This is a genomic window from Lactobacillus laiwuensis, assembly GCF_019972835.1.
Classification (GTDB): domain Bacteria; phylum Bacillota; class Bacilli; order Lactobacillales; family Lactobacillaceae; genus Lactobacillus; species Lactobacillus laiwuensis.
The window spans coordinates 221,919-246,544 of the sequence record NZ_BPPB01000001.1 but is presented as its reverse complement, the minus strand read 5'-3'; the positions used below and the strand labels follow the sequence as shown (position 1 = coordinate 246,544).

At 34.8% G+C, this 24,626-nt stretch carries 29 protein-coding genes, 1 tRNA gene and 1 other annotated feature; of the genes, 8 read left to right on the top strand and 22 right to left on the bottom strand.

All coding sequences use genetic code 11. From position 1 onward, the window contains the following. Nucleotides 1–3: 3 nt before the first annotated feature. Together LDM92_RS01195 and LDM92_RS01190 are read right to left on the bottom strand one after the other, a co-directional pair. On the bottom strand, nucleotides 4–1,839 hold the full coding sequence (locus LDM92_RS01195; RefSeq protein ID WP_223901679.1) for an FAD-binding protein: 1,836 nt from the start codon (nucleotides 1,837–1,839) through the stop codon (nucleotides 4–6). 12 nt (nucleotides 1,840–1,851) lie between these two features. After that, nucleotides 1,852–3,636 (bottom strand): FAD-binding protein, encoded by a 1,785-nt coding sequence (locus LDM92_RS01190; protein ID WP_223901871.1) that lies wholly within the window; start codon nucleotides 3,634–3,636, stop codon nucleotides 1,852–1,854. Nucleotides 3,637–3,841: 205 nt separating this feature from the next. Between LDM92_RS01190 and LDM92_RS01185 the strand changes: the two genes are divergently transcribed. Continuing rightward, a complete protein-coding gene (locus LDM92_RS01185) occupies nucleotides 3,842–4,735 on the top strand; it encodes a LysR family transcriptional regulator (protein WP_223901678.1) in 894 nt (297 codons plus the stop codon). Between the two features lie 50 nt (nucleotides 4,736–4,785). Here LDM92_RS01185 and LDM92_RS01180 read toward each other — a convergent pair whose 3' ends face one another. The 6 genes from LDM92_RS01180 to LDM92_RS01155 all read right to left on the bottom strand — a co-directional run bounded on the left by LDM92_RS01180 (nucleotide 4,786) and on the right by LDM92_RS01155 (nucleotide 9,194). After that, entirely contained in the window at nucleotides 4,786–5,505 is a 720-nt protein-coding gene (locus tag LDM92_RS01180; RefSeq protein WP_223901677.1) for an MIP/aquaporin family protein, read from the bottom strand. Between the two features lie 308 nt (nucleotides 5,506–5,813). Then, nucleotides 5,814–6,185 carry a dihydroxyacetone kinase phosphoryl donor subunit DhaM gene (gene dhaM / locus LDM92_RS01175; protein ID WP_223901676.1) on the bottom strand — a complete coding sequence of 124 codons (372 nt, stop codon included), beginning with the start codon at nucleotides 6,183–6,185 and terminating at the stop codon, nucleotides 5,814–5,816. Next, entirely contained in the window at nucleotides 6,182–6,766 is a 585-nt protein-coding gene (dhaL, locus tag LDM92_RS01170; protein ID WP_223901675.1) for a dihydroxyacetone kinase subunit DhaL, read from the bottom strand. The genes dhaM and dhaL overlap by 4 nt, the downstream gene beginning before the upstream one ends. Nucleotides 6,767–6,782: 16 nt before the next feature. Beyond that, entirely contained in the window at nucleotides 6,783–7,778 is a 996-nt protein-coding gene (gene dhaK / locus LDM92_RS01165) for a dihydroxyacetone kinase subunit DhaK (protein WP_223901674.1), read from the bottom strand. A 176-nt stretch (nucleotides 7,779–7,954) separates the two neighbouring features. Continuing rightward, the gene (locus LDM92_RS01160; RefSeq protein WP_223901673.1) at nucleotides 7,955–8,437 is read right to left on the bottom strand and encodes a nitroreductase family protein; all 483 of its coding nucleotides are present in this window, start codon (nucleotides 8,435–8,437) and stop codon (nucleotides 7,955–7,957) included. A 31-nt stretch (nucleotides 8,438–8,468) separates the two neighbouring features. Further along, nucleotides 8,469–9,194, bottom strand: a complete 726-nt coding sequence (locus LDM92_RS01155) for an SLAP domain-containing protein (protein ID WP_223901672.1) — start codon at nucleotides 9,192–9,194, stop codon at nucleotides 8,469–8,471. Between the two features lie 206 nt (nucleotides 9,195–9,400). Here LDM92_RS01155 and LDM92_RS01150 point away from each other — a divergent pair, with 206 nt between their 5' ends. Both LDM92_RS01150 and hbs read left to right on the top strand, forming a co-directional pair. After that, nucleotides 9,401–10,261 (top strand): glycosyltransferase family 8 protein, encoded by an 861-nt coding sequence (locus LDM92_RS01150; protein ID WP_223901671.1) that lies wholly within the window; start codon nucleotides 9,401–9,403, stop codon nucleotides 10,259–10,261. Between the two features lie 161 nt (nucleotides 10,262–10,422). Next, nucleotides 10,423–10,704 (top strand): non-specific DNA-binding protein Hbs, encoded by a 282-nt coding sequence (gene hbs, locus LDM92_RS01145; protein WP_034979630.1) that lies wholly within the window; start codon nucleotides 10,423–10,425, stop codon nucleotides 10,702–10,704. 65 nt (nucleotides 10,705–10,769) lie between these two features. On the opposite strand, the gene LDM92_RS01140 is transcribed toward hbs, so the two are convergent. From LDM92_RS01140 to LDM92_RS01120, 5 genes are all read right to left on the bottom strand, one after another. Beyond that, entirely contained in the window at nucleotides 10,770–11,471 is a 702-nt protein-coding gene (locus tag LDM92_RS01140) for a methionine ABC transporter permease (RefSeq protein ID WP_109586362.1), read from the bottom strand. Beyond that, the gene (locus LDM92_RS01135; protein WP_223901670.1) at nucleotides 11,464–12,528 is read right to left on the bottom strand and encodes a methionine ABC transporter ATP-binding protein; all 1,065 of its coding nucleotides are present in this window, start codon (nucleotides 12,526–12,528) and stop codon (nucleotides 11,464–11,466) included. Before LDM92_RS01135 ends, LDM92_RS01140 begins: the two co-directional genes overlap by 8 nt. Before the next feature lie 27 nt (nucleotides 12,529–12,555). Next, nucleotides 12,556–13,407, bottom strand: a complete 852-nt coding sequence (locus tag LDM92_RS01130) for a MetQ/NlpA family ABC transporter substrate-binding protein (RefSeq protein ID WP_223901669.1) — start codon at nucleotides 13,405–13,407, stop codon at nucleotides 12,556–12,558. Nucleotides 13,408–13,452: 45 nt separating this feature from the next. Then, nucleotides 13,453–13,692, bottom strand: a binding site (T-box leader). 59 nt (nucleotides 13,693–13,751) lie between these two features. Continuing rightward, entirely contained in the window at nucleotides 13,752–13,940 is a 189-nt protein-coding gene (locus LDM92_RS01125; protein WP_109586365.1) for a hypothetical protein, read from the bottom strand. Between the two features lies 1 nt (nucleotide 13,941). Next, entirely contained in the window at nucleotides 13,942–14,451 is a 510-nt protein-coding gene (locus LDM92_RS01120; RefSeq protein ID WP_223901668.1) for a dihydrofolate reductase, read from the bottom strand. Between the two features lie 182 nt (nucleotides 14,452–14,633). Between LDM92_RS01120 and LDM92_RS01115 the strand changes: the two genes are divergently transcribed. Further along, entirely contained in the window at nucleotides 14,634–14,942 is a 309-nt protein-coding gene (locus tag LDM92_RS01115; RefSeq protein ID WP_223901667.1) for a TipAS antibiotic-recognition domain-containing protein, read from the top strand. Nucleotides 14,943–14,973: 31 nt separating this feature from the next. Here the strand turns inward: LDM92_RS01115 and pnuC are convergent, their stop codons facing one another. The 5 genes from pnuC to LDM92_RS01090 form a co-directional block, all read right to left on the bottom strand. After that, a complete protein-coding gene (gene pnuC, locus LDM92_RS01110; RefSeq protein ID WP_223901666.1) occupies nucleotides 14,974–15,687 on the bottom strand; it encodes a nicotinamide riboside transporter PnuC in 714 nt (237 codons plus the stop codon). Nucleotides 15,688–15,823: 136 nt separating this feature from the next. Beyond that, nucleotides 15,824–16,987, bottom strand: coding sequence for a cation:proton antiporter (locus LDM92_RS01105; protein ID WP_223901665.1), 1,164 nt, complete (start codon nucleotides 16,985–16,987; stop codon nucleotides 15,824–15,826). A 223-nt stretch (nucleotides 16,988–17,210) separates the two neighbouring features. Then, entirely contained in the window at nucleotides 17,211–17,537 is a 327-nt protein-coding gene (locus tag LDM92_RS01100) for an AzlD domain-containing protein (protein WP_223901664.1), read from the bottom strand. Further along, nucleotides 17,524–18,231 (bottom strand): AzlC family ABC transporter permease, encoded by a 708-nt coding sequence (locus LDM92_RS01095; protein WP_223901663.1) that lies wholly within the window; start codon nucleotides 18,229–18,231, stop codon nucleotides 17,524–17,526. The genes LDM92_RS01100 and LDM92_RS01095 overlap by 14 nt, the downstream gene beginning before the upstream one ends. Nucleotides 18,232–18,370: 139 nt before the next feature. Beyond that, nucleotides 18,371–18,778 (bottom strand): carboxymuconolactone decarboxylase family protein, encoded by a 408-nt coding sequence (locus tag LDM92_RS01090; protein WP_223901662.1) that lies wholly within the window; start codon nucleotides 18,776–18,778, stop codon nucleotides 18,371–18,373. 157 nt (nucleotides 18,779–18,935) lie between these two features. Here LDM92_RS01090 and LDM92_RS01085 point away from each other — a divergent pair, with 157 nt between their 5' ends. The 4 genes from LDM92_RS01085 (at nucleotide 18,936) to LDM92_RS01070 (ending at nucleotide 20,929) form a co-directional block, all read left to right on the top strand. Further along, nucleotides 18,936–19,304 carry a MerR family transcriptional regulator gene (locus LDM92_RS01085; protein WP_223901661.1) on the top strand — a complete coding sequence of 123 codons (369 nt, stop codon included), beginning with the start codon at nucleotides 18,936–18,938 and terminating at the stop codon, nucleotides 19,302–19,304. 143 nt (nucleotides 19,305–19,447) lie between these two features. Beyond that, a tRNA-Ser gene (locus LDM92_RS01080) sits at nucleotides 19,448–19,537 on the top strand. A 297-nt stretch (nucleotides 19,538–19,834) separates the two neighbouring features. After that, nucleotides 19,835–20,005 carry a S24 family peptidase gene (locus tag LDM92_RS01075; RefSeq protein WP_223901660.1) on the top strand — a complete coding sequence of 57 codons (171 nt, stop codon included), beginning with the start codon at nucleotides 19,835–19,837 and terminating at the stop codon, nucleotides 20,003–20,005. 93 nt (nucleotides 20,006–20,098) lie between these two features. Continuing rightward, a complete protein-coding gene (locus LDM92_RS01070; RefSeq protein WP_223901659.1) occupies nucleotides 20,099–20,929 on the top strand; it encodes a hypothetical protein in 831 nt (276 codons plus the stop codon). Nucleotides 20,930–21,473: 544 nt separating this feature from the next. On the opposite strand, the gene LDM92_RS01065 is transcribed toward LDM92_RS01070, so the two are convergent. From LDM92_RS01065 to LDM92_RS01050, 4 genes are all read right to left on the bottom strand, one after another. Next, nucleotides 21,474–21,797 carry an AzlD domain-containing protein gene (locus tag LDM92_RS01065; RefSeq protein WP_034979597.1) on the bottom strand — a complete coding sequence of 108 codons (324 nt, stop codon included), beginning with the start codon at nucleotides 21,795–21,797 and terminating at the stop codon, nucleotides 21,474–21,476. Continuing rightward, the gene (locus LDM92_RS01060; protein WP_223901658.1) at nucleotides 21,784–22,491 is read right to left on the bottom strand and encodes an AzlC family ABC transporter permease; all 708 of its coding nucleotides are present in this window, start codon (nucleotides 22,489–22,491) and stop codon (nucleotides 21,784–21,786) included. The genes LDM92_RS01065 and LDM92_RS01060 overlap by 14 nt, the downstream gene beginning before the upstream one ends. A 608-nt stretch (nucleotides 22,492–23,099) precedes the next feature. Beyond that, nucleotides 23,100–23,333: a hypothetical protein gene (locus LDM92_RS01055; RefSeq protein ID WP_223901657.1), complete on the bottom strand. Its 234-nt coding sequence runs from the start codon at nucleotides 23,331–23,333 to the stop codon at nucleotides 23,100–23,102. Between the two features lie 336 nt (nucleotides 23,334–23,669). Next, complete coding sequence (locus tag LDM92_RS01050) at nucleotides 23,670–24,590, bottom strand: hypothetical protein (protein WP_223901656.1); 921 nt, start codon at nucleotides 24,588–24,590, stop codon at nucleotides 23,670–23,672. Nucleotides 24,591–24,626 lie beyond the last annotated feature (36 nt).

The following is a 24,626-nucleotide window of genomic DNA, read 5'->3' as shown; positions in this document are numbered from 1 at the left end:
TCTTTATTCTCCTTTAGAACTATTTTGGGCTTTCTTAATTGCCGCATTTACGGCTTCCTTTAAAGCGTTAGTTGTGGTAGAAGCTCCTGAAACTGCATCAACGTCGGTAGAATTATTGCTTACCATTTCTTGGGGTATACGGTCAATGGCTACAGCTCCAATTCCTTCCGTTTCATGATTTTCTAGTACTTCAATTTTTTTGATTTCATTATCAAAAAAGGTCACGCGAACCAAAATCCTGCCGCCAATACCTGCTTCAGAAGATCCTAGAAACTGATTTTGTCCCAGCTCAATTTGATCGTCCTTTTCACCATCCAAAAGATCATTAATTCGCGGCAATTTATCCGTTAAATTAACCGAATTCTCAATTGGCTCTAACTTGGCAGCATTTTCTCCAGCAATTTTGCCAAAAATCAAGCATTCAGCTAAGTTGCCACCGCCCTGATAACGATTGACGCACATTCCGCCAAGCTCACCAGCTGTGTAGAGACGTTTGATTGGTTGATTGTTGACATCAAGTACACGGGCTAACTCATCATGTTTTGGTCCACCTTGGGTATTAAGCACTGCGGGAGCCAATTTAACTGCATGGACGTCATCTTGTAAATCGAAACTGGTCATTGACTCAGGTGCACGACCAAATTCCAGATCCTTGCCGTTAGAGGCAAACTCGTTAAATTGCAAAACAGTATTTTTCAGATTTGCGGCTGGTACATTCATCTTTTGGGCTAATTCAGTCAGTGAACCGGCACTAATAACCTTGTCAAAGAACTTGCCGTACTTGAGCTTTCCTTGCTTCTGTTCTAAGACAAATTTTTGATATTGCTGATTATCAAAGACCAACCAAGCATTGTCGTAAGCGTGAGGCAATAAATAGTCCCCGTGTTCAGCGATATGACCATGTCTGAATTTAGCATCTTCGCGCATAAAGCGGGTGCCGTCGTCTGCCACCGCAAAAATCGCACCTGATTTGACATTTTGCCAGCCGCTAACTTGCCGACCACGCTCATTTTCACCTTCAGCAATTACATAGCTGGGAACGATGCCTAATGACTCATAATTGCTCATATGCCACATTTTTGCTCCAACTTCTGCAGTCATTTTAATCCCGTCACCCTTATTATAGAGAGTGCCCAGCGGGGTTAATTTTGTGACGTGCAGGTAATCCTGCTGCATCTGCTTATTATTTTCAAAGCCACCTGTAGCAACAATTACTCCTTTGCGAGCATAAATATAATATTGTTTCTTGTTACGATTAATAATTACTCCAGCTATTTCACCAGTTGCTTTGTCCTGCAATAAATGCTCTGCTCTGGAATTAAGCCAGACATCAATGTTGGTAGCATTTTTGACGACTTGAGCACGAATTACTTTCCATAGCTCAGCATCAAAGTCTTGATTATGAATCAGGGCAAAATCAAAGGTTTCAGAACCGCGATATTCAGGATACTCACATAAATTCTTTTTCTTTGCTAGATGGTCACCCGGTTGATTATCACGTGACCAGATAAAAGGATCAATACCAAAATACTTTTTAAAATATTGCGGCATATTAATAAAGCCATCAAGATAAGCAGCCATTGTTTTCTGATCAAAATTATATGGTGCTGCCAGCTGCTCATAATATTCAGCAATCTTCTTTCTATCATGTGCCATAGCAACATGCTGTGCTGAATAACGGGTGTTACCACCCTCATGACCATAAGGAGCAGCGTCAACTAATAAGACTTGAGCACCATTTTCTGCCGCAAAACGAGCTGCCGTGCCTCCGGCTCCACCAAAACCTAAAACGACTACATCATACACACCATTCCACTTAGTTTTTTCGTTGATTTTCATTTTTGCACTTCTTTACTGCTTTTCAGCGTTCTCAATTGCTTGGTTGACAGCTTCTTTAAAAGCAGCACTAGTTGTACTTGCGCCACTGACCGCATCAACCTCTGTAGTTTGCTTTTCGATCATTTCATTAGTTAGAACGGGAATTGCTTTACCTCCCAAATAAGGCGTTTCTTTTTCTTGCAGTGTCTCAATTTGAGAAATTTTATCACCTGACATCGTGACGCGTACCACAATTGGGACATCATTAATGCCATTTTCACTAATTCCGATTCCCTGATTAGGTCCAGCTTCAAAATCAGTTGAAGAAGCATGGGCGTCAGATTTTAGATCAGGGTTTTTTGAAGCACCTGTAACTACATCAACTTCAGCCATTTTTCTTTTTGGCCACGCAGCATTTTCTCCCGCAATTTTGCCAGAAATTAACAAATCAGCAATACTGTTTGCACCAATATATTTGGTAGCAAAAATATCTCCTAATTCACCGGCTTCATATAAATGAGGAATAACATTATTCTCCATGTCCAAAACTTCGCAATTTTGATTACGACGAGCGCCACCATGTGTATGAAGAATGTTGTGGCGAATTGGAATAGCATAATATGGGCCGGCGCCAAAAGCACGCATTGTCTCAATCTTGCGCTTTAAAAACATATCGCGCTTTTTTTTATTGACTAAAAAGTTAAAATCACTAACAGCTTCAGCCAATTTTGGTGCAGCAATCTTGTCAGCCAATTCAGCAATAGTTTCAGCTTTTATGGCATAGGTGATCAGGCTCTTAATTTGTTCAGCCTTATCTGAATCGTCATTAGCTAGTTGCTCAAATTGCCTTTGATCCATGATGATATGTGGATGATTTTGATTAGGCTGCATAATCCAGTTGCCGTGGTTATATTTGTAACCATGACGGTCTTCTTCGTCTTCACGGTAATACCGGGTGCCATCATCGCCAGCAACGAAAATACTGCCATTAAACAAGCTCTTCCAGTTGATCATGTAAGCAAATTTTTCTCTTGGCTTACCTTCTCTTAAAGAAAAACCATGTGAATCATAGTTGGACATATGCCACAGTCTAGCGCCAGCTTCAACTGCTAAATCAATCCCTTTACCTTGATTATATAAACTACCAATTGGAGCTAAAGAACCTTGACCTAAAAATGTTTGAACCATATCTTGGTTATTTTCAAAGCCACCACATGATAGAACTACACCATTTCTGGCAGCCACATTTCTATTTATACCTTGATGTTTAATTTGCACACCTAAAATAGTTTTAGTGTTGGGGTCCTGAATTAAATGTTGTGCAGGACTTTCAAACCAAACATCAATTTTGTCTAAACGCTCGTAAACTTTTTTACGTAATAATTTCCAGAATCCGCCATTATACATACCAGCGGTCATGCTTTGTGAGCGCATTGTTTCAGCATGCTTGTATTCTGGATATTCTCCTAGAGGTCTTCTCCCGGTGTATTGTGCTTCAATGCCAAAATATTTTTGAGAGTACTCCTTCATCTTCAAAACATTATTGACAAAAGCGTCTAAATCTTTGGGATCATACTTAAAGGGATAATAAGTTTGCTTATAATATTCACGCAGATCAGCAAAATTATCGCTCCAAGCAAAAGCACCACCTGCATATCTGGTATTGCCACCTTCATGACCTTCAGGAGCTGAGTCAATGAGCAGAACGTGCGCATTATTATCTGCTGCAAATCTTGCTGCACCGGCACCAGCTCCGCCGAATCCGACTACAATTACATCGTAAGCGGCGTCCCATTTGAGAGTTGAATCGTAGATCAAATTTTTCACCATCACTTTCTTATAAACTATTCTTAACGTAAATATATCTTGACCATCTTTTTAAGTCTAATTAAATTTTTTAAAAGAATATTTCAGTTTCATAATACAAAATACTATTACAGCAGCTTGTTATTGTACATTAAAGCTAAATTTAATATAATTTAATTAGATATATTTATAAATTTTATTTATTTAGGAAGTACTCATGAATGAAAAAGACTTATTATATTTTTGTAAATTAGTTGAAACTGGTAACTATACCACCACAGCCGCATTTTTTGATGTTACCCAGCCCACAATTTCCATGGCAGTAAAGCGGTTGGCAGATAAGTTCGATGATCCACTAATATTGCAAAAAAATCGCAAAAGTAAAATAACTTTGACCGATGCCGGCGACTTACTTTATAAAAGAGCAAAAATTCTATTGCAAGATATCGCCAGCATCAATTATGATGTGATGCATGCCAGTGACAAAAAAATTCGGCTTGCCTTTTCTGGGGAAGCCGGTAGCCTGTACATCGCCGATATTATTCAAAAATTTTATCAGGCAAATATTGCCAATCTAATTGATTCTAGAATTGAAAGATCGGCTAATGCATTTTCTGACTTGACCGACGGCACCGTTGATGTAGCAATTTATTCGTGGATGGTTCCTATTAATGATCCCGAATATTTTATTCATAACTTGCAAAGAACCGAACTGGTCATTATTACCAGTACAAGCGATAAGTGGCGGGATGTCCACCAAATTAGTGCAGCAGACCTGCGCAACCGCAAATTTGTCGCTCGCAAAAGGGGCTATTTAACTAGAGAATGCCTTGAGCAGGAAGCAAAATTGGGCGATTTTACGCCACAAATTTCATATACTGCTACTACAATGAGAATGATGATTGAATTAGTTAAACGCAATGTAGGCATTGCTCTTGCTATGGAAAGCAGCTTAAAAGAGGTTTCCGATATTCATGTCATTCGGCTAAAGCCGGGGCAAAAATTGTGGGCATACATGCAGATAGCAATGAGAAAAAGCTTCATACCTAACAAGTATCAGAGCAAAGGGATCGAAATACTGCGACATTTTAAACCAGATGAATATCAATAATTTGGGGCAAACAAAAAGACTCACGTCCTGTTTAACGTGAGCCTTTTTAACTAGACAATCACTTTGAATAATAATGCTGCAATTATTCCACCTAAAAGTGGTCCAAAGACTGGCACCCAACTATAAGCCCAATCTGAACCGCCTTTATTGGCAATTGGCATAAATTGGTGAGCAAGTCTTGGTCCTAAATCACGAGCTGGATTAATAGCAATGCCAGTTGGTCCTCCCAAGGACAAACAAATCGCTGTGATCAAAAATCCTGCCAGTAATGGATTGAGACCTGCTGCTAATTTAGTATTAGTTAGTCCAAGCAAGCCGAAAACCAAAACAAATGTAGCAATCATTTCTGTAAAGAAATTCCACGTATAGTTTCTAATGGCTGGCGTAGTTGCAAAAGAACCTAGAATACCAGCTTGATCAGTTGTTTCTTCCCAGTGAGGAAAATAGGTTAACCAAACTAAAATACCGCCGATAAAACCTCCGGCTGTCTGTGCCAGCATATATGGCAAAACTGAAGACCAAGGCAATTTATTCGCAATAGCCATTCCTAATGAAACGGCTGGATTAAAGTGTCCCGGGCAAAGCCAACTAACACAAAATACACCGAAAGTTACAGCGAACCCCCAACCAAAAGAAATAACAATCCAGCCACTGCCTTTTGCTTTTGACTTGTTCAAATTGACACCAGCACAAACGCCATCTCCAAGCAATACTAAGATGATAGTTCCGATGAACTCTCCCACTAATTGCATTGTTAAGCTATTATTCATTTTTTAAAATCTCCTACTTCGATTATTAGGTTAAACAAACCTAAAATAATGTTAAGTAGCAAATTACTCCCAAACAAAATATATTATAAAATCTAGCGTGTGTAAACCCTTTCTTTAAATAAAATGATACGTGCATTCTTTTTTAAATAATTGTTATTTAATATTCTTGCTTCTAGGAAGTTTGTATTTTATTTCTTAAAAATTTTTGTTATATTTTTGTATCCGTTATTTTAATTAAGAAAGTTAACCATGAAATTTGATCTGCCCTCAAAAATTAGGACAAAACCGAAGAATATATCGTCTTCAAACTATTTTTTTATTTTTAAGCACTCAAGTTGCTTTTCTATTTCAGTTAAATTAACTCCAGCTTCAATCAGAGTAGCTGCTGTATATGCTCCTTCGATAAAAGCCACATCATACAAGTGAATTTTTTTAGATGTCATTTCAGTAGCCAATTCAATATTCATTTTGGCACTGCCTAAATCATAAAAAGCCAAAATTTCATCAGCTTTATTATCTGAAAAAGCTTGCAAAACTTTATCCATACTGGTACCTATATCTTCTTCATTTGTTCCGCCAGCAGATGTGATTGATACATCTTTTGCAACTTGCTCTAAAAGTTTAGTCAGTCCTGTGGGTATTGCGGGAACATGTGATACCAACGTAATGCCTAAACTCATAGTATACCTTCAGTTTCCACTAAAGCCTCAAAGAGATAGCCGCTAGATTGTGAGCCGGGGTCAATATGACCTTTTGACCTCTCTCCTAAATATGAAGCACGACCCTTTTTAGCAACTAAACCTTTAGTCGCAGCTACAGCAGAATCAATTTTTTCTTGCGTTAACTTGTGTGCTTTTACTTCAGGTACGAGCACTGACCAAACATCAACCATTGTTTTGTCTCCGGGTTCAGCACCGCCACGTTTTTTAATACCAGCTAATGCAGCATCCAGTAATTCACCAATATCATCGCTAGTAGCGCTTTTCTTGGCCATCTCTAAAAAAGCTGTACCATATAATGGACCTGATGCTCCACCAACAGTAGAAATAAGAGTCATTGCAATTTGTTTAAAAGCATCGGTAATTGTTTCGGGTTCTTTATTCAGTTTTTGACTGACTGCCGTCATGCCCCGACTCATATTAAAGCCATGATCTCCATCACCTATAGCGGTATCTAAATCGCTTAAGAATTGCTTATTCTGCTCAATTTTAGCGGAAAATTTATTAATCCATTCAACTACATTTTTAACCGTTAATCCCATATTATTACCCTTCTTCTTACCAAGCTATCGTTTCAACTGGTTGATTAAGATAATCAAGCCACTTTTCGTCAGCTATTTCAAAAAACGTGAGCGAAATACCAGCCATATCTAGTGAGGTCATGTAATTACCAACTTTCATAAAAGCTGGTTTAACATCAATCGCTGCCAATTTATCAAGCAAGTCGTTGCTAAAAATGTATTGTTCCATTAGTGGAGTTGCACCCATGCCATTAACCAATACCGCATATTTCTTGTTGTGATCTAGATGCATTTCATCATTTAATTTTCCTACCAATTCAGATACCAAGTCTTTAGCAGGCTTAATTTTTTCACGCCGGTAACCAGGTTCTGAATGAATGCCAACTCCATATTCAATTTCATCTTCTTTTAAAACAAAACCAGGTTTGCCTGTTTCGGGATTGGTAGCAGCTGATAAGGCTACTGCAATTGTTTTAATATTAGGCAAAACTTTTTTGGCTGCTGCATCAATTTCGTCTAAACTCGCACCGTTTTGAGCCATGGCGCCAAGTATCTTATGCATAAACAAAGTACCGGCTACACCACGTCTACCTTGCGTAAAAGTACTGTTTTCAACAGCAATATCATCATCCACCACAATTGATTTAACTTTGATGTTGTCCATATCAGCCATATCTTTTGCCATATCGAAGTTCATGACATCTCCCGAATAATTTTTAATTACTAAAAAGACACCTTGACCTTGGTCAACTGCTTTGATGGCCGCGTATATTTGATCCGGCGTTGGGGATGTAAACACTTCTCCGCAAACAGCTGCACTCAACATCCCTTTACCTACAAAACCAGCATGAGTAGGTTCGTGGCCAGAGCCTCCCCCACTGACAATGCCTACTTTACCAGTCATTGATTCCTTATCTGCTCTCATCACAGCTTCAGCATCTTCTATTTTAGTTATAAATTGTGGATAAGATCTCACCATACCTTTAACCATTTCTGGTACAACATTAGCAGGATCATTAATAATTTTTTTCATGTAATTAGCTCCTTCAGTAAATAAATGTAACGCTTACATAATTATTATACCAAGTAACATTTATATAAACCATTTGTGTTGCAATAAATTAAATATTTTGTTCAAAATAAAAAACTTTAGTACACCTTCATCAATAAAAGTGTGGCTAAAGTTTAAGACACAACTACAAAACAATATTACTTTCTTATAACCTTATACCTGGAAGATCTATCAGCATTGGGATGTTCTGCAGCGTGACCGCAGGCAACAATGACACAAGTTTCAAAATTTTGCGGAAGACCTAACTTCTCTTCCAAGTTTTTAGCAGAATTGAGCACGCTTGCTGCATTCATTAGATAAACCGAACCCAAGTTGAGTTCTGCGGCCTCTACCATTATGTTTTCTGCAGCAACAGAAGCGTCTCTTTCACCAAACTCATTGTTCTTTTTGACATTAATGACAAATAATAAAGGAGCATTATAGCAAGCGTTACTTGTAACTTGTTCTATTTGTGATAATAATTTTTCATCTTCAACCACTGTCATCTGCATCACATCAGTTTGATGCATGCCACAAGGAGATGCTTGAAAAGCATTGATCAACTTATCAATATCATCTTGAGCAACTTTTTCAGTCGTATATTTTCTGACAGCTACTCTCTTTAAAACAGGATCAGTCATTTGTATGCCTCCTAAAAAAAACAAAACGCAATTATTTAATGACTGCTTTACCAGTCTTATGAACTAAATCAGACCATTTTAAAAACTGTGTTTCAGATATTCCTACTAACTTTTTACCTTTGATCTTCTTGGTACTATAGACAAAAACTGTTGTACCTTTTTTAACGTATGAATATTTATTTCCTTTTACCAGAAGCTTGCCTTTGCTATTGTATACTTTAGCGTTGCGTTTTACCTTGTAGCTGGCAACTTTAAAAAGCTTTACATTACCTGGCTTTACGTATTCTTTCTTCTTAGTTTTCTTGCCATTTAATGATATTTGCAAGTAACTCTTATTTTTAACTGTGGTAAAACCCGTAATTGAAAGAATTGTTCCTTTTTTCAGTTTTTTGTTTTTAATTCTTTTACCCTTACTGTCAAATATATAGGCATTTCTCTTTAATTTGACAGTTTTGCCTAAATATTTTATCGCATTATTTGAATTAGTATTATTTTTCTTAGGCTTTTTGTCAGTATCTGCAGTAGCAGGATTATTTGTACTGTTAGTTGTATTAGATTGTCCATTATTGGTTTTACTTTGGTCAGTAGTATTTGACGTGTTTGAATCTCCGTTCGTAGTATTAGATGTTGTAGTATTAGTCTGACTTTGATTGGTGGTTGCTGCAGGAGTATCTGCGGCGAGCACTGGCTTAGTTACACTCAATCCCAAAGTCAAAGATGCGACTCCAGCTACACTTAAGAGTAGTTTTTTCTTCATGTTGACACCTCATTGTTAAAACTTATTTATATACATTCTACTACTTTGAATAAATAATTTCTTTTACAAAAACAAAACAATTACTTTACGTTCTATATTTATGGTTTTTAGTTTTTTTACAACTTATATTATGAGGTATATAACATACTTTTGCTTTATACTAAGAAATAGTGAAAACACAAAAATGTTGTTAAAGGAAGAACTTCATGAAAAAGTCGCAAAAAGAACCAATTGAAATACTGGTCACTATAGACCAAAATTATATCAAACCACTCGAAGTTATGATGTATTCTCTTAGGCTTAACAATATGACTGAAGAGTTTCATGTCTGGCTAATTTACGATAACATCAACCAGCATGCTCTGAACAAATTAAAAAAATTTGGCGAAAAAATAGGAATTAAGGTAGCCACCCTTACCATGAACAAGAATATTAAATTTCCTGATTCATTACTCAACTTGCATGATTATCCCAAGGAAATGTATTTCAGATTACTCTCGAGTAGAATTTTGCCGGCAGATCTACATCGAATTATCTACCTTGATCCAGACATTTTAGTTATTAACTCAATAGTGCCTTTATGGGAATTAGACCTTGAAGGTAAAATGTTTGCGGCTTCCGTTCATGAAGGGCTAACAGACATTATGAGTTCAATCAATAATATCAGGCTGGGTACATCAACGGGATACTTTAACTCAGGAATAATGTTGATGGATTTGGATCAAATGCGTACAAAAATTAAAATTGAAGAAATTACCCAGGCAATTGAAGAGCATCATGATACTTTAATTTTGCCAGACCAAGATATTCTCAATTATCTATATGGCGAAGATATTTTAAAAATTCCGGAAACGCGCTGGAACTACGATGCCAGAGCTTTCTCAGTTTACTTAACAAGAAGCACAGGTGAAATAAATACTGAGTGGGTCATGAAAAACACGTCAATTTTACATTTTTGTGGTAAACCTAAGCCCTGGCAAAAGGAGAAACATTCTCGGTTTAAACCCCTTTACCTTAATTACCTGCAAATGGTCAACCGCTTGTTAAAACAACAAAAATTAACCTAACATTTAGCTTTTTACTGTTGAAGGTAGCTATATGTGTGCTAAAATAATAAAAGTTGCCGAATATCAAGCGACACAATGCTTTAGGTGGATTGGTATAGAAAAAATACAAACTATTTAATAGCATTGGATGTGTAATATTTTTTATAGAAAAGAGAAGAATTATGGCTTCAATTAACAAGTCTGAACTTACTAAAGAAGTTTCAGCAAAGACAGATCTTAAACAAAAAGATGCAGAAAAAGTTATCGATGCTTTAATCGAATCAATCAAGGATAACTTGGCTAAAGGCGAAAAAGTACAAATCATAGGTTTTGGCTCTTTTGAAGTACGTAATCGTGCAGCTAGAAAAGGTAGAAACCCACAAACTGGTAAAACTTTAACGATTCCTGCAACAAAAGTACCGGCATTCAAGCCTGGTAAAGCATTGAAGGACGCAGTTAAATAATTCTACAATTAAATACGAAAAAACAACGAGTTTTAACTCGTTGTTTTTATTTTGTTTTAAAATTTTTAGCGATTTTGATGATTCAATCTGTTGGCAAAAAAGTCACCAATGACTTGAACAATAAATATTAAAATAATAACTAAAACTGTCGCAATAAGTGTTACGTCATTATTAAAACGATTATATCCGTATGAAATTGCAGTATTACCTAGTCCACCGGCACCTATAGCTCCTGCCATTGCAGTCAAACCAATTAGACTGATAATTGTTACAGTAGAAACACGAGCAAGTTCTGATCTGGCTTCATTTAAATAAACACTAAATATGATGTCCCAAATCGTAGCGCCTAAACTCTGTGCTGCTTCAATTTTGCCGTGATCCACACTTTCTAGTGCTACTTGAACTTGACGTGCATAAAATGGGAAACAACCTAGTGTCAGAGGAACTAACGCTGCTTGAATACCGATTTGGGTACCTACAATTTTTTGTGTTACTGGAGCGATGAATGCCAGTAAAATAATAAACGGAATTGCTCTAAAAATTGAAACAATTTTATCACAAAGGTTAAACCAAAATTTATTAGGCCTGATACCGTCACTTTTGGTTAAGACTAAAACAATACCAAAAACCATCCCAAGAATGCCGCCAAAAATTCCGGCCCAAAAAGTCATATACAGAGTTTGAATAATGCTAGTGCCCCAGCCAGTGTCTCCCAGCCAACCTAATTGCACAACATTGGGAAAAACTTTGCTAAACCAACTACTCATATAGATCCCCCTTTTCGTTTAAACGAGTGACAGCAACTTTTTCTTTTCTTAAATAAGCAGCTGTCTCCTGCTGTTTTGTCTTGTCTCCTTTGACTTGAACAAGTAAAGTACCAATTGGCTCATCATCAAGCAATTCAACATTGCCGTATAACATGCTGGCTTCAACTCCTACTTCACGGTATAAATCAACAACAATTGTTTTGGTGACATTAGCCATGCTATATACAAGTTGATAAATAGCCTCATTATCATTGTCAAGCTTATCAATATTAAGAGATTTCAAAGTGTTGATTACTTCCAAAGAGCCACCCACGAAACTCTTGGTCAAATCATTTTTAGGATGTAGCACAACATCCCTTAAACTTCCTTTTTCAACAATTTGTCCAAACTGCATTAAGGCAACTTTATTACAAACTTTCTTAATAGCCGCCATTTCATGGGTTATCAAGACAATAGTTAAGTTAAGATCTTTTTGGAGCTTTTTGAGCAATGTCAGAATTTGAAGAGTATTTTGTGGATCAAGTGCACTAGTAGCCTCATCTGAAATCAAAATATCTGGTTCATTCGCTAAAGCTCTGGCAATAGCAACTCTTTGTTGCTGACCTCCAGAAAGTTGCACCGGATAAAAGTTTGCTTTATCTCTTAAATCCACTAAATCTAATAATTTTAATGATTTTTCCTTAATTTCTTTTTCTTTTAATCCAGAATGTTTCAGGGCAAAGGACACGTTGTCAACGACGCTTATTTCATTTAATAAATTAAAATTTTGAAAAATCATACCGATTTTTCTACGAGCTAATTGTAAATCTTTATTAGCTATTACCTGCTTGCCGTCTTTGACAAAATCAGTTCCATTAACTTTAATGTTGCCGGCTGTTGGTTTTTGTAAAAGGTTGACTGTTCTGACTAAAGTTGACTTACCAGCTCCGGAAAAGCCCACAACACCATAAATATCACCTTTTTCTACAGTTAGACTAACATCATGAACTGCTTGTACAATTTTGCCTTTTTTATCAGGGAAATCTACACTTACGTGTTCTAAATCAATAATACCCATTACAATCTTCTCCGATCATTAGAATTTTTACTTCAATTTAATGTCCCAAGCACTTCTAGTCATGTTGCCATAATATTTCTTTTGAATCCGTTTAGTCTCAGCAGTTTGATAACATTTGACTACTGCTTGGTAATCCTTGTTTTTTGCTTGATCTTTTTTAGCAACAATGATATTTATCCATTGGTAAGAATCTCTATTTACCGGCTCAACAAAAATTGTTTGTTTTTCACCTAAACCAGCAGGACGAGCAAAGTCATTATTAATAACTGCTGCTTCTACTGAATTAATAACCCGGCCACATTGATCGGCACTAATTTCTTTAACTTTAATGTTTTTAGGATTCTTTACAATATCTGCTACAGTCACAAGAGCTTTACCCTTACGTAATGTAATAAGTCCAGCATTTTTCAAAACAAGTAAAGAACGGGATTCATTACTTGCATCATTTGGCACAGCAATTGTGGCACCTTTTGGCAATTCACTTAATTTATGATATTTCTTTGAATATAACCTAATCGGATTGATATCTGTGCGTCCGATAGCTACTAGTCCACCATGATTGGCTTTATTCCAGGCCTTAAGAAAAGCATAATGTTGAAATGCATTCAGATCGATGTCTCCACTTTTTACTGCCTTATTTGGTTGATTGTAATCAGTGAAATTCTTGATCTTAATCGTTATGCCATACTTTTTCTTGGCTAAGGCTGCAGCGTGATCCCAAATAACCTCTTTCGGTTTAGACTCACTAACTATACCTACTGTAACAACATGGTTTTTTTGATTGCTATCTGCTTTTTTGCCAAAGCTAAACCAGGCAATGGCAATAATTACAATGGCTGCAATTACTCCAATAATTATATTGCGACTCTTTTTAGTCATTAGAAAAACCTCCCAATTTTTCAATAAAAAAAGCACTCATCCTAAACTAAGGACGAGTGCTTCGTGTTACCACCTTTAATTTGCTTATTACTCACGTAATAAACCTCAACAACTATCTAACAATAGCTTGCAATCATAACGGATGCAACTCCGCCACTAGCTAAATATCACTAGCAGTCATCATTTCAAGCCCATGTTCACTACACCTTACTAACTGACTCTCACCAAACGTCAGCTCTCTTTATTAGTAAAAATAATAGCTACTCTGCTTTTCAAGATGTATTAATTATTTAATTGTTTATTAATTTAACATCTAAAAATTTTCCTGTCAACCAAAAAATAAATTATTTTTTAGTTGCTTGGTATGATTTTATTATTTTTAAAAAATATTGTCCCACGGCAAAGGTTACAATAGCCATTCCAATTACCTGCCACCAATAATTATGATTTAAGTTTTCTGCAAGTAAAAAGCTGCTAATCAAAGTTAATATACAAATTATTAAAACGACGGTAGAAGCAATAACTTGTTTCATGTTATTTCTCCTTTCTCATATAAGTTAAAAATTCATAAGGATAAAAATTTAAATTGTCAGGCTGATGAAATTCCCTTTTTACTAGCTTAAAATCGCTATAATTAAGTTTTGCCATCGTCACATCAGCTGTAAAAGTCGCTTTGATTTCAGTTTTTTCTAAGCAATCTACCTGATTTTTCAAGACGTCAAAAACCGAATTACCGCCAATTACACAAATTTCCAGATTTTTGTGTTTACCAATCCAACTTTGTAATTCAGTGATTGAAGATAATATTAAAACTCTTTGATCATCGTGAAATTTATTTTTCAGCTCTTTTTTAGTACTCAAAACAATGTGCATACGGCCAGGTAAAATATGAGGTAAGCTCATAAAAGTTCTTCGCCCCATGACAATGGGATGTCCATAGGTTATTTTTTTAAAATGGTGTAAGTCAGCAGGCAAACTCCAAGGTAAATGTCCATCTAGACCAATTTGGTGTTTTTTATCTTCTGCCCAAACAAAAATGATCATCAATTCGCCTCTATCTTAATTATAACGCTTTATTTTTCAGATTTCTTAGCATTTGCTTAACTCTACCAATTATGCAAAACAATATTTTTATTTAAATAAATAGAACATTTATTTACACATGATTTTTCGCAACATTATTGCTATAGTTATTTAAGTATCTTAACGAATTACAGGAGGAAATTATGTCTGAATCTAGCCAATTCTCTGAAGAGAAATATAATAAAATGAAGCAAACTGAAGCGGATCTAGTACGAGATTTACAAGCAATTGTTAAAGATCCCTCTAAAGAAGCCGACTTGGGTGATGATGTCTTTAAAAAGCATCAAAACTGGCTGCGAATTATTATGCCTAATTATTCCAGCAAAATCCATTTAGGAATAGTCGATGCCTATGATAAAGATACTCGCTACCAATCCTATTATGATGATAAGGCTGGTAAAGGTGCAACTAAGATATTAAGTAGAATTGTCAAAAAACATTTAGCAAAATAAAAGGAGTCTTTTGAAGAAGACTTCTTTTTTGTTAGTGAAACCAATGAGTGTGTTTGTCCGTAAATGCCAACAGATCATTAATTAGGTACATGATATACGTTAAAAATAATGTTAAATTAGCAGCCCCCTGAAATGCTGTAACTCCCCATAAAATAATTGAAAGTATTCCTTGAATAGTCCAAAAATAGTATTGCTCGCGAAAATGTAATGTGCAAAGAAGAGATCCAGTAATTCCAATTGCTCCAGCTGCCGCATCGATTAGGGGCCTTGGACTAATGAAAATTTTTGTATCTAGCAGATAAAGTAAAACTAGCACCACGGTAAAAAAGAGAATGGTAAGAAGCCACTTTGTTATTGTCAAACCATGAATATGTTTTTCCGTATCTTTAGACCAAGACGGTAACAACAACACGGGTAAATCCAAAATAACAATATATACACCCTGTAAAATTACATTAGCATAGTTTTGGGCATAAACGGAAACAATGATGTAAATTGTAGCTGACATCAAGCCCAAAATACCATTAATTTGTCTGGCGTTAGTAATAGCAAGAGTACAAGTGAAACCCAAAACTGCGGCAATCATTGTCAACAATGAAATTTTATCAATTGGGGACGCAACAGTAGTCCCAATAATAATACCGATCCCCAGCATTAATAAGAGATATGTTTTAAAACTCCAACCACGCATTTGGTTAATGTACCATCTTAATTTAAAAATATCAGCTTTTGGCTGAACTTTCATCCGACCTTCCTACCTTCTGTTTAAGTTTAACTGTGAAAAAACACGTTTTTAATCATAGCATAACTTTTAAACGACTTTAAGAAATTTAACTAGAAGGTCAGATCGCAGAGTGTATCTTAAGTATCTGGTTTTTGCTTTATTCATTCATATCCATTTTTATTATTGACCATTTGAGCAGAAATGGCGAAATCACAGTTGTCATAATGATCGCACCAATGACAGTTGAATATGCCGCTGGCGCAAGTAGATGATTTGTCAAACCTATTTGTGCAACCACTAGCGCCATTTCACCGCGCGAAACCATTCCGGTTCCGACTAACAGTGCACTGGAATTGCTAAAACCCGCAATTTTTGCTCCCAAACTTGCTCCAACCAATTTTGAAATAACACCGCCAATTATCAAAATGATAAATAAGATAAAATCGTGTAGTACTCCCTTAATGCTCATATCTAAACCAATGCTGACAAAAAAGATAGGAATAAAACTGCTGTAACCAATTACTGTAAAATTCTTTTTGAGAATTTTCTTTGCTGAGGTACGATTGAGGGCCAAACCAGCGCAAAAAGCGCCAATCACGTTACTAAGCCCCACCTCTTCGGCACCCCAAGAAGCTAAAACCACAATAATCATTGCCACCAAGGTTTCTGGAACGGGCAAGGTCAGGCGCTGACTTAGGCTGATTAACCGAGGTATAACATAAACGCTAAGAATGACTAATAATATAAGAAATGCTGCCTGAATAAGCAAGTTCAAAGCTAGATCTTTTCCCATATTTGAGCCTGGTTCAGAAACACCTGTCAGTCCACTAACAATGCTCAAAAGCAGTATTGATAGCAGGTCATCTGCTACTGCGGCTCCTAAAATTGTCATGCCTTCTTTTCCATCTAGACGTCCCATCTCCTGCAAAACAGCAACTGAAATCGAAACTGAGGTGGCTGAAAAAGTTAAGCCTAAAAATAAACTTTCGACCTGTGTAAATTTAAAAAGAATACCTGTCATATAAGCAATGATAATTGGTACTATCATACCAAGGGCAGCTACCAGTATACTGGGACGTAAAAGCTTTTTTAGTGTTTTAATATCACTGTCAAGACCAGCCAAAAACATCAAAAAAATCACACCGATGTCTGAGAAAACTTTGATGATTCCGCTATGTTGTACCAAATTAAAAACAGCTGGCCCTATTATTATCCCAGCTAGTAATTCACCGACAACAGCCGGCAATTTTAGTCTTGCGCTAAATTGTCCGCCAATTAGGGTAGCAAACAAAATAACAACTAATATTCCTAAAAATTGCATTTACATTCCCGCTTTCTACAGCAAAAAAGACTTTCAAAACTGCCCAGGCAACCCAAACCTGAGAACAATTCTTGAAAGTCTTTCACTCCAACCAAAATATTTATTTGATTTTTAATAACAAATTTGCTTAATTGTTAAAAATTAACAACTTTTATTAGTATAACTCACAATTTTTTTAATTCAAATTTACAGAAATAGAAAATAATTATTAATTAATCTTTTACTAAATAAATAATCGTAATAAAGCTAAAGAAACTACCCCAACTATAACAATTACTAAAAGTGATTTGCTAGCAATGGCTGCTATAAAAGTTGGCACTGAAGCAACAAGATATTCAAGGTTAGCTTTTGGCAATTGACCTGGTTGAGCGGTGAATAAATTGCAAAACCACATAGTAGACATTATAACTATCGGTACAAAAGATAGAAATTTAACCACTGCTTTAGGTAAAGTGAATTTTTTTAATAAAACAAAGGGAAGTATCCGCGATAGCCAAGTTGCAAGTCCACATCCGATAATAGTCAAAAACAAATAGTTAGAAGAAGACACGTTTTATTACCATCCCCAATGCACATCCAATAAGAGTTACAACAATAATAACCAGACTGGGTGGCAAAATCATTGTCAAAATATAGGTCAACAACATTGTCAGTAAAATTACTATTACTTGTAACAGCTTATTTAAAGACTTATCATCGTTTACTTGCAAATATAACAAACCAATAAACATTGCCACATTTGCAAAATCAAGACCTAATTGTTTTGGATCTTTAATAAAGTTGCCAAGTATGGCACCAATCGCTGTAGCAAATACCCAAGTTTTATATGAAATCATATTTTCAGTATTGAACCAACTGAAATTCATTTTGCCATTTGTAAAATTAAGTTTATTCATTGCTAGAGCAAAGCTTTCATCAGTTAAAAGCGTGCCAATTAAAATACCTTTGCCCAGTTTATCTTTCTTAAAATACGGTGCCACCGTCGTACTCATTAGAATCATCCTTGAATTGACCATAAATGTAGTAAAAATAATTGAAGCAATCGGACTACCTGCTACTAGCATACTAACAGTGGTAAATTGTGCTGATCCAGCATAGATTATGATTGACATCATGATTACTGTAATAGTCGAAAAACCTGTTGAGCGAGCAATCACACCAAAAGCGGACGCAATTCCTAAATAGCCAAAAACTGTTGGAATTGTGTCAGTCACAGCTGCACGCTTAGATAATGAACTTTCCATATTTCACTTCTTTAACACAAAAATTAACTTACAATTAAATTCATGCATGCTTGTTTTATAGTCATAAAAATACGAACTATATCAGCCTCAGATAAAAAAACTAGTTTACTTATAACAGTAACTAGTTTTGGTCATGACTTTATTCACTTTTATTCGATTGCGTGAAATCTATTCCACGATCTTTGAATACCTTTTTAGCAACATTAATCGCGTTTAGCACTTTCGGAAATCCCACGTAAGGAATAGTTTGAATAAATGTCTCGATTACTTCCTTTGGCGTTAAGCCGACATTTAAAGCGCCATTGATATGAACATTCAGTTGCGGTTCAGTGTCTCCTTGTGTAAGCAAAGTCGTAATGGTAATCATTTCCCTTTGCTTTAGATCTAGGACACCACGATCGTATACGTCACCAAATGCAAATTCAATAATGTAGCGCCCTACATCTTCAGATAAACCAGCTAGTGAATCAATAACTGATTTGCCGCCCTTTTGATCAACTTTTTCTAAATTTACTAAACCTTTTTGATAACGTTCATCATTTTTCATAGTTTTTCTCCTTTTTGTTTTGTATACTTTTTTAACATTTTATAGAATAGTTGCTGGAGTATAGTCCATGTCAACTACTATTTCAAAATTTTTTGGTAGTGGTAAAATATGACGATGTATCATTTACTTTGCTGGAATTTTTTAGAAAGGAACTACAATGAAATATTCAATTGGTCAATTTTCGAAACTTAGTGGCTTTTCAATTGACACACTGCGTTATTATGAAAAGCAAAGATTACTTTTCCCAAATCGTGATGAAAATAATCGTCGCATCTATACTGAAAAAGATGTAGCATGGATTAGTTTCATTTCTCGCTTAAAAAAAACTGGCATGAGTATTAAAGAAATGCAAAAATACACCAAATTACGCTATGAGGGTGACCAAACTATACCTGACAGACTTGTTTTACTGTTTAAGCAGCTTGATAATTTACATGAACAGGAAAAGAAAATTGACGATAATATCAAGTTTGTAGAACAAAAAATTAAAACCTATCTCAAGACAATCGGTAATTTAAAAGAATAAAGTTGCTATCTAGTGTGTAGCTGATTTAATTGCTTTTTTCGATATTACATCAAGCAAATACATAACAAACACGCACTCGTTCAATTTAGAAGAAAATGGCAAGTTGAAAAAAATTTCAGTTAAGGTATAATGTTATTCGTTATGGAGAGTTGGCAGAGTGGTAATGCACCGGACTCGAAATCCGGCGAACCAAGTTTTTCCTTGGCGCGCAGGTTCAAATCCTGTACTCTCCTTAAATTATGTTAAAAAGCTTGTAATATCGAATATTACAGGCTTTTATTATGCATTCGCACGGTATAGAACTAATAATGAGCAGTTTTTTAACTGCTCTTATACTTTTTTGAGTTTTGAATTTTACCAGTTTATAATTTTTTGGACTATTTTAGCCGAGCAAAATGTTTTAGGAAATCATGACCTAACTTTTGACCATGTGCCTTCTAATAAGCTGTTTATGCTATATTGCAAAGGCAATTTCATGAAGCTTCTAATTCCATACGGATCATTAATAACGCTTGTAAGAAAATCAACTTTTGAAAGCTGTTTTAATAGATGATGAGGCTACGAATAAACGTGTAAAGCTCGCTGGAAATAAAGTTATCTTAATTCCTGAAAATAATGACTATGATTCGATTTTTTTAAAGAGAGGTAAGCCGGAAATAATTTTAAGAAAAGTTGTTCATGTAGAATACGATATTCAATAGCACTAAAAAATATATGTAAATTTATTCTTTTAAGACATTTATAAAAATGGTAAATTATAAATGTACTGATACAAGTATAATGGGAGAAGGGAAATGAAATTTTTATGGGTAATTGCACTAATAATATTTATTATTTACATGATTATTAGTGAAAGAAAATTAAAAAATAGAAAAGATTATAAAGAAGCACCAACACCAAGTAAAAATCCATCAAATGAGCCATTAGTGAAACGCTGGTGGATATGGGGACTAATTCTAGTTTTAATTTGTGGTTTCTTTGTCTCAACTTCAAATAAAGCCGAGAGTCATGATGAAACATACAAAACTACCGCACCTCAGTCAATAAAACCATCTCCTGTAAAAAAGAGGAAAAAGCTTTCAGACTATGCTTCAAAAAAGGTTTCCAAATTTATACCAGTGAAGAACACAGCTAAAGCAGTTACTTTAGGCGCTGGTAAGTATAAGGTCGGTAGAGATATAAAGCCAGGCAGGTACGTTATTAAAGCTGTTAAGGGCAGTGGGAATTTATCTAACAGCGATTTTACTATTAACGTTATTTTAGGAAACGATGATAAAGGAGATCAGTTAACTTCTTTTACTACCAACTTAGTAAAAAATGACAAAATCAAGTTAGACTGGATAGAGTCTACAAGCTTCACGCCAACACCAGATAAATATACATATAAAACAAAAATAAGTGCTGGAATATGGCTAGTAGGACTTGATATTAAACCCGGAAGGTATGTCATACGGCCAATAAAAGGCAGAGGTAACTTGATATCAGAAGATGGGACTGATAATAATTTAAACGAAATATTAGGCAAAGATACTGAAAAAGGTCAAGTCAGCAAAGTAACGGCTAATTTGACTGCTGGAGAAGTTATATTTTCTACTATAGAATTAATTAGCTTAAGTAAAAAATAAGATTTAAATATTTAAAAACAAAAAACTTTTAAGAGATCACAGTTCGAATTTAGCTTTCTTAGAAGTAACACAAATACAACACTTTTATGACCTTTTGCATTCTCTATCATAGCAGTAAAGTAATTGATTTATATGCCATTTCAAAACGTTTAGGAAACTCACACATGACAATAACTGGAAAAAATTATGCCTACATCCTTGATGAGTATAAAACACGGCAGATGATAATATCGAAAAAATTGTCAATAGCTTATAAAGATGTTCGCCAACTTTAAAATTAATTATTAATTACTAAATTTCATTTTCTATTATTTTTATAAAAATAAGCTGCACCCTTCTTTTATCATTACTATGAAAATAATCTTATATATTTTTTGTTTTACAAGACAATCATACGAGGAAGAGATTCCTTTTTTCAATAGTCATTTACACAAGATTATTTAAACACCCTATTATAAATAAACAACAAAGCTACTTATAAAGCATAAAAATTGTTAACAAGATAAAAGACTTCATTATTTGATTTACAAATAACATTCATTTCTTAAATTAAACGAAGAACTGCTAATGAAATCATACCAACTATCACAATGATTAAGAGAGACTTACTAATAATTGCGGAAATAAAAGTTGGCAGTGAAGCCAAAGCGTACTGCATGTTAAGTTGAGGCAAATGACCTGGTTTTGCTATTAATAAGTTACTAAACCAAAGAGCAGCCATGATCACTATGGGAACAAAAGACAGAAATTCAACTAATTTTGGCGGCAAGGTGAATTTTTTCAACAAGACAAATGGTATCACTCTAGATAACAAGGTGGTGATTCCACAGAAAATGATTGTCGTTAAAATGTATTCAGAAGAAGACATGCTTTATTACCATTCCTAAACTACAACCAATTAAGGTTACGACTATTACCACTAAGTTGGCAGGTAAAATAATTGTCAGTAAATATGTCAGCGCAAAAGAAATCAATATCACAATTATTTGGAGTACTTTATTTAGTTTTTTGTCCCCCATCACCTGCAAATAAAGCAAACCAATAAACATTGCTACAATAGCAAAGTCAAGCCCTAATTTTTTGGGATCAGTTATAAAACTGCCCAATACTGCTCCTAAAAGTGTTCCAACTTGCCATGTTAAGTAAGAAACAATATTTACTGTATTAAACCAGGTAAAATTTAACTTGTCATTTGTATAATTGATTTTATTCATACTTAGAGCAAAACTCTCATCTGTGAGAAATGTTCCTATTAAAATATTCCTTTTTAAATTTTCCTGCTTTAAGTAACCTGCTACAGTCGTGCTCATAAGTATTACTCGGGAGTTGACTAAGAAAGCTGCTAAAACAATTGAAGCTATAGGACTACCGGCAACTAGCATATTAAGTGTGGTTAATTGAACGGATCCGGCATAAATCAGAATAGACATCAAGCAAACTTCCAAAGTAGAAAAACCACTGGCTTTGCCAATAATTCCAAAAGCCGTACTTATGCCAATATAGCCGAAAATTGTTGGAAGTGCTTCTTTAATTGCAGATATCTTTGTTAAATTAGTATCCATTCTTTCACCCTTTTCTATGAACGTTCATTAAATAATGTGGTTAGTTAGACTATGAATAAATATAGTTAAAAATATTTAAATTATTTCGTAGCTTACCATTTGTTTTTAATTTTTACAATATTATATTTTAAATGGAAATAAATTTTATGTTGCGTGCAAAATATATAAGCTATAAAATAATTGTATAAAGTCATCAAAACATAAGCATTATGTTATTGGTATAATATTTGTACACAAATTTTATTTAGAAAAGGAATATCATGGATTTTAGCACATATGATAAAGAAAGACTGACTAATCAGATAGATTGATACGATAAAAAAAGCCAAAAAAAGAGCCAAAAAAAAAGTACTACTGCGCATGTAAAGTGCTCGCACTACTTTTTTCTGCTTCTATACCTGTTCTGGCTTCCTTTGTATTAAAATTTCATTATATTTTAGTTAAATACTATTGTTCTGTCCGATGAAAAACCATCTATCTTGTGTTCTAGTTAATTGTGCAGAATTACTTTTTGCACTACAAAAAATAGAACGCTTTAATAATTGCAAGTTTAGACCCAATAGAAAAATAGTTTAAGTTTAGAATTAGATGGCAAGTTTAATTTCTAGTTATAGATTCTCATCTTCTGGCAAACCGTATTTTTTGTTTGCTGCTTTTATTTGTTCTCTCAATTTTCTGTTGCGCTCATTATCAAAAGCTGATTTAGGAAGGCTCTTAGCAAACTTAATTAGTTCTTCTGTCTGCCTTCTTTCTTCCTCGGTTTCTGGATAATCTCGTCCAGTTACTTTGCCACCGGTAGGTAAGTACCAGCGCAAGTCTGAATATGGCTCTTTCTTAGTCAATTTCATTAGCTCCCAATATTATCTGTTTAAACATGGTATATTCCATATTTAAACTAGAAAACTAACCTTAAAATTTTACACTATTCAGCACACAAATTATTACTGGTAAACCCAGATCTGTTCTTATATCGAAAAAATCATGCCGCGATATCACAATCCATCTAATACCGATTGTAATAATGGCTGTTCCTTTTATTAGCATGATAATTTCAACAAATGTAACACATTTTTTTGGTATTGGTGACAAAAATAGCTACAATTACAGTAATAATAGTAAATCCGACTATCAATATTCTTGCTTTTTATGTGAATCATTTGCCCTCAAACTAGTTTTATTTAAAAAACTCCAACTTTTGCTAAATATCTGTATTGCAAACCCAAACTAACTAGGGCAACAAATGCACCAATAAGATTTATAGCAAGCCAATTAATTGCACTACCCGTGAACAGACACATTGCAACCCATGGTGCAATGGGTATCAAATAGCCGCGCGCAGCCGTCATTAATAAAGTACCCCACTTAAAGCCTTTACTTATATTATTTGTAACAACTTTATTGTGTAAAAACCTTTGAAATAGAACTGTACCCAATACTATTAAAATAGTAATTAAAACAAATTGCCAAGCTTCAAATTTAACTAAGATGAATTCTTTATAAGAAAAATGATTTGCCAAAAGGGCAAAACCACACGCAATATCAAAGAAAAAGCCTTGGTTGACATAACCCTTTTTGCAACTTTTAATACTAAAATCAAAAGCTTTTTTGCAGGTCTTGCTTGGTGATTCCTTTTGCCTGTCAATGACTTGATGATTAGTTAGGTAATGATACTGACAGGTTAATCCAATCAAAGCTACAACTAGACCAACCAGCAAAGAAATGGAGAAGTTAAATTTTCCCTGAGTATGCATACTAAGAGCTAGTAATGGTGCGTTTCCTATTACAAAACACCTCACCCCAGTTGAAATCAAACTAGTATTTACGAAAAACGAAGTCATTTTTTGGGAATTAACCTTGTGTCGCAAGAAGTTTTGATAACGGATTACGCTAATAATTGCAACAACAGCTAACAATACAAACAGCCAGTCAAACCAAATATCAGAAAATAAAAGTGTAAAAAGATAAAGGGTGCCATAAATAACGAGATCACCAAGATGGTTAGTAGAATTATCAGCTAAAGCAAAGTTATGTTCATGGTGAGCAATATCACGTATAGCTTCACCCACAGTCTCTTGCTTAGAAGTGTGATTATTATTCATTTTTTCCTCCTAAATTACGCCCTAACTTGATAAGAA